Raw genomic sequence first — 1,736 nt, 5'->3', positions numbered from 1 at the left:
CCGCAGCCGCCGTGGCGAACGAGGTCATCGGCGGAGAGCTGGAGCAGCAGACCTTCGGGGAAGGCGGTCAGGACCTCACCTTCGCCGACATCGGCAACGCCAACCTCGTCTTCCTGTCGGCCCTCGACGCGGACGACCAGCCCCCCTTGGGTGATACCGTCACCACGGACCCGACGCAGGCGGCCTTCGTCCGCGTGACCGTGACTCCCCACACCGTCCAGATGGGCTTCGCCTCGGCCCTGTCGGTTCTTCTGGGCGGCACCCGGAACGACGCCCAGGTCGGCGCGACGTCGGTGGCGGGCTTCACCCAGTACGCCTGCGCCGTCACGCCGCTCATGTTCTGCCTGCCCGAGACCGGCTACAGGGCCGATGACCATATCGGCGACCTCATCGTCCTGCGCACGAGCCGCAAGGACGCGGCCTGGCAGCCCGGCAACTTCGGCTTCCTCGACCCGACCTCCTCGGCGATCCCGGATCCGAACGGGCCCTGCGCCGGCCTCCCGACCACCGGGAACAAGCTCTGGCAGTGCCTGATCGGCGCAGGAGGGCCTCTTGTACAGTGCTACGCCATGCGCGGCGTGGACACCGAGCCGGGCCAGCGGGTGGGCTTGGCCGAGGCCTTCAACACGCGCTTCGACCTTTACAACGCGACCATGAGCGGCGAGCGCAACGACCCGGCCTATGCCCCGGCTCCGAACGTCATCCAGGGCGGCGCGAACCGCCGCAAGGGCGGTGGGACCTGCGACTACACCGACACGACGGCCGACGCCACGAAGCCGCTGCCCGTGGCCCAGCAGTCGATGGGCCTGCCGCGGGACGACTGCCTGGCCACCGGCACGTGTCCCGGCGGATCGAGCCGCTTCGGCGACGGCGACTGGTCGGACGGACGGCTGGCCTATGTCGAGGCGAACTACGGCGACGGGGATCCGGCCACGCCGACGACCGACCCCCATCCCGGCGCCACGACGCGCTATGAATACTACCTGGCCGAGATCGGAGCCATGGCGAGCGGCCGCATCCTGCCGAGCCCCCGCGTGGAGACGGGCGTCGCCCAGTGCCATGCGGCCCCGACCAGCGACCCCGACCGCCGCGTCCTGATCGCCGCCGGCATCGACTGCGCCGCGAACCCGTTCACCGGCAAGGCGTCGGGTATCCCGGTCGAGGAGTTCTTCCGGCTCTTCGTCACCGAGCCGGCCAGCAATGCCGACAGCGAGACCCCGCCCAACATCGACATCGTGGCCGAGGTGATCGGCAGTGCGGGCAGCGCGGGCTCCTACGGGGACGCGATCTTCCACGACGTCGTCCAACTGTACCGGTGATCGAGATGGCGCACCTGTCCCTCTTCCGCCGCCTGGCCCGCAACGAGAAGGGCGTCGCCCTGGTCGAGTTCGCGATGCTCCTGCCCATTCTTGTGCTGCTGCTGGGCCTGACCTTCGAGAGCGCGCGCATCATGTGGTCCTACCAGTCGACCATCGCCGGGGTCCGGGACGCCTCCCGCTACCTGGGCCGCATGGCGCCGTCGAACGTCTGCACCGCGGGCGGCAGCCTGGCCGGCTACAACGCGCAACTGCTGGACATCGTGACCAATCGCCTCGGGTCCACCAACTCCGTCATGCCTTCGGGGGTGACGGTGACGGCGGTCACCTCCTCGCTCACCTGCCTGGCCGGAACCTACCGGGTCTCGCCCGCGCCTGTCGCCACGGTGAACGCCAGCGTCACGATCACCCTTCCCTTTG

At 70.0% G+C, this 1,736-nt stretch carries 2 protein-coding genes; both read left to right on the top strand.

Annotated elements, in window-relative coordinates:
* Window positions 1–1,319, top strand: a 1,319-nt coding sequence (locus FHG71_RS23885; RefSeq protein WP_176559613.1) for a hypothetical protein, incomplete at its 5' end; no start/stop codon positions are given.
* Between the two features lie 5 nt (window positions 1,320–1,324).
* Window positions 1,325–1,736, top strand: a 412-nt coding sequence (locus tag FHG71_RS23190) for a TadE/TadG family type IV pilus assembly protein (protein ID WP_139084165.1), incomplete at its 3' end; no start/stop codon positions are given.

The organism is Rubellimicrobium roseum (assembly GCF_006152145.1).
Taxonomy (GTDB): Bacteria; Pseudomonadota; Alphaproteobacteria; order Rhodobacterales; family Rhodobacteraceae; genus Rubellimicrobium; species Rubellimicrobium roseum.
Note: the sequence above shows the minus strand (reverse complement) of the source record. Positions and strands in the feature narration are given on the sequence as shown.